Source organism: Pseudomonas sp. GD03875, assembly GCF_029840585.1.
GTDB lineage: Bacteria > Pseudomonadota > Gammaproteobacteria > Pseudomonadales > Pseudomonadaceae > Aquipseudomonas > Aquipseudomonas paralcaligenes.
The window spans coordinates 1-3743 of sequence record NZ_JAOCCV010000068.1; the positions used below are offsets into that span (position 1 = coordinate 1).

3 protein-coding genes are annotated in these 3743 nt (G+C 51.6%); all 3 read left to right on the forward strand.

From position 1 onward, the window contains the following. Positions 1-183 precede the first annotated feature (183 nt). The 3 genes from N5D30_RS25935 (at position 184) to N5D30_RS25945 (ending at position 3404) form a co-directional block, all read left to right on the forward strand. Positions 184-933 (forward strand): hypothetical protein, encoded by a 750-nt coding sequence (locus tag N5D30_RS25935; protein WP_279911316.1) that lies wholly within the window; start codon positions 184-186, stop codon positions 931-933. Positions 934-1198: 265 nt separating this feature from the next. Further along, the gene (locus N5D30_RS25940; protein ID WP_279911317.1) at positions 1199-2449 is read left to right on the forward strand and encodes a HEPN/Toprim-associated domain-containing protein; all 1251 of its coding nucleotides are present in this window, start codon (positions 1199-1201) and stop codon (positions 2447-2449) included. Between the two features lie 37 nt (positions 2450-2486). Then, positions 2487-3404 (forward strand): HEPN domain-containing protein, encoded by a 918-nt coding sequence (locus N5D30_RS25945; protein ID WP_279911318.1) that lies wholly within the window; start codon positions 2487-2489, stop codon positions 3402-3404. The last annotated feature ends 339 nt before the right edge of the window (positions 3405-3743 follow it).

Here is a 3743-nt window from a genome sequence, read left to right on the forward strand (position 1 = left end):
AAAGCGGACTTTAGCTTTTACGTCAGATAAGTGCCTTTCGTGTGCTCGGACAGCAATCCTCGTCGAATTCGGGGCATGACTATTTCGGTCGCGGATCGGCTTTCATGAGTGGGAGCGTTACACGAAAATGGAAATTGGAGAGCCCGGCGCGAAATTAATCGAGACCATACAAGGAACCACTACATGCGCATTCCGGACGAGAAGATCCCCTTGGCATTCCTGCAGTACGCTGCCGACATCTTGGGAGACACCACCAAGGGTTTGTCTGGGGCAAAGCTTATGAAGGAATTGAATGGTTACGCCGTTGAGTACGACGTCCATCTGCCCGTCCCGCGTCTTGAAGGCGCCAGCATCAACAAGCGAACGGCACTGCTCAGAAATATTGAAGCGTTTTCGCCCTCACAACAGTACGTCATCCTCAAGGCGCTGGTCAGACATCCTTCCTTCCCACTCCTCCCCAGCGCCGAGCGAGAAGAGCTGATACACCGGCTAGTCACGAGATACGCGCACTTGGATCCACACGATGCGCCGGCCGAGGTCAATCTGGCGCTGATCGAGGAAACGAAGCACTGGCTTGACGGTTACCCCCAGTCGCTTGACCTATACGAGAAGGCGCTTCAGAAATACGAATTGCAGACCTATGAGCGCAATCTGCTCGACGACCTGCGCTTGGCTCTGGAGTTACTCCTCAAGAGTCTTTTCTCAAACAACAAGTCACTTGAGAACCAGCTCGCCAACATTGGACAGTTCATCAAGGACAGGCAGGGTTCGAGCGAATTTGCGAATATGTTCGCCAAGCTCTTAGACTACTACTGCAAGTACCAAAACAACTACATCAAGCATGACGACGCTATAATTGAAGAGGAAATCGAGTTTGTCATGGAGATCACTTCGTCGTTCATGAAGCATCTCGTCCGCCTGGCAGATTCATAGTGGGAACTACATACAGTCTCTCGGCTCGGTGCATTCCCGCTCCGGAGAGGACCAACACCGCAGCGGGTCAGAGGCTGCCTCTCTCCGGGGTAGCAATTGGCCGATTCTTGTCGGTCCCAACGGGCAAGAATCGGCCACGAAGCGGCGTTCGTCCGGTGATCTCATATGGCAAAAAACCGGAACGCTTCGCCGGAAAAAAAATGACGACACCTGAGTTTTTTGTGAGGATTACCGCCAAGTATGGCGCACTCATCGGAGTTATAGCGTGGGCACGGAGATCAATTTGGATGTCGGTGGTTTGACCATCGATTGGGCTAAGAATAATCCCGGCGTTGATCACCGCTCCCTGTTCCAGGAAAGCGACCGCGCGAGGGTCAAGACGAGCGCTGACGATGATCCAGACGAAGATGGATATGACGCCCTAGTCCGTCCATTGTCGCGAATGCTTTCTCGGCTAAATTTACTAGGAAATACAATTGAGACCACACGAGCTGAGTACAATTCGCTATTAGCCGAATATTGTGATGTTACAGCGGAAATCGACATAGATAATAGCAACACCATGTCGTTCGATGAGTTCTGCGCTTTTGTTGGTCGTTATTCTATAGAAGATCTAGACGAGACCTATCGCGACGCCTATGAAAGCACTGTCGATGTACGGGGTCGTTTTTGTGACGCCGAAGCTGAAATCAATAGACTACCGATCATTGGCGATGGTTTGTGTTGGTCCGAGAAAAGCTATTTCGCATCGAAAGTTTGTTTCCTCAGCGCTTACTCGATGCTCCAAGTTTTCGGACAAAGTGAAAAGAATAGAAACGCAAAAGTCGTATGGGACTATGGACGGCTAGTCGATGCCGGCTGGGCTTCCGACGAGGATTTCAAGACTGGCGCAATTCGCTCAAAGACAATTCTGGTGGCAACGGAAGGGACTACCGACTCTCGCATTCTTAAGAGAGCATTCAGCGCGCTGCGGCCCGACGTTGCAGATTTTTTCCGGTTCGTGGATGTTGATGAGAGGCACCCGTTTTGGGGGACTGGAAATTTGGTAAAATTCGCAGAAGGCCTTGTCAGAATAGATATACAAAACAAGGTTCTTTTTATTCTGGATAACGACGCGGAAGGTGTCGACGCGATGAAGCGCCTTGAAGATCTTAATATGCCGACCAATATGCGTGCGATGCTACTTCCAGACGACGACACTCTGCGCAAATTTCCCGCGATAGGTCCGGAGGGAACACGAGAGTCGGACATAAACGGACGCGCGGCGGCAATCGAATGCTATCTTGATCTACGACTTCCCAGTCGATCTCCAGCGGTAGTTCGATGGAGTAATTATAAGAAAGACGTCGATGCTTGGCAGGGAGCGCTTGAGTTCAAAGAAACTTATATGCGTCATTTTCTCGATCAAACGACAGAGACGCTTCGTGGTGGTGGCTATGATACTTCACGCTTGGAGCGTGTGCTGGATGCAGTTATAGCTGAAGCGACATGGCTGCAACAACATCGAGTCGAGTGAGCTTTATCTAACAGATAAGGATATTATGGGGCGCACCATGTCAGCGAACAATTCCTACTATTTTCCTGTGCTCTTCTTGACGCCATGCTTCGAAGAGTCCGAGCTCGATTTAGGCCACTTCGCGTTGTCGACGCGGAAGTGGCAAACATCTACGTTTGATCTTGCCACGCTGGCGACAAGACACAAGCTTCGCCTGCCGTATCAGGCAATGGACATTTTTCTCGCCCATTGCAAACTTGAAGTTCGCGTCTCTGCTGTGGCAACTGTCGAGGAAGCACAGCGAAAATTTCGAGCCCTGCAGGTCGCCTTATATAGAACCGGAGTATCTCCTTTCCTCTCGCCATTCATCACCACGCATTCGATCAATGCGTACTCCGGGATCAATAGCCGTGACAGCGGCTTGAGCCTCGATAAACTTCCTGAGGAGATGCGGACCGGCATTAAGTCTGGCGAGGACTTGGTAGAAGCATGGCCCTTGGAACTTTCGTTCGACTGCAGGACAATCAACGATAAGCGCGGTGTGTCTGATAATGTGTTCTATGACGCGGCAAAGTTCGCCGAAGAATGGCTGCGCGTCACGGAAAAAAACTCCCCGCTGCACGCGCTGGAATCTGCGATGACTGATGCGCCTAAACTCTCTTCACGAGCGCAATCAATCCTGCACATTTGGACCGCCCTTGAGTCCATCTTTCCACGAGTCACCACGGAGGTTTCATTCCGGGTGGCTCTGTATATGGCGCAGTTGAACTCCAATGGCAGAGACCGACGTGATTATCATAAACGTGTAAAACGAGCCTACGACCTGCGCAGCAAGATCGCTCATGGCGCAAAATCCGATCCGGGATTGTCAGATTGGCTGGAGGCGTGGAGCCTTCTTACAGATTCAGTCAGCGCCATTGTCAGGCGCGGAGGGTTGCCGAGCGAGGATGCATTGCTGGAGGAACTTCTCGCATAACGCCGGGCAATGCTACGTATCCGGTTGGGTTTCGGGATTATTCTCTAAAATCTCACCGATTTATTCCGGCGCACTGTTGTTCACTAGCAAGAGGCTACTCGGCGCTGCAGCGGTCTGCCGTCTTGACTTTCCCACTCACGGATCGCTCGTCAAGCGATCACTACGGGTCGAACCTGCGATCTTTAAGTCGTAGGCGGCTCTCGAACTTGCTAGACCGCGGCACGTGCTATGTGATGTAACGACTGCAATGCTGCGTGCGAATTTCTCATCACTCAAACGTGTCAGAAGCAGCCACCGACGGATGACCACTATTAGCCGGAGAGATACGGTGGTGAAGGG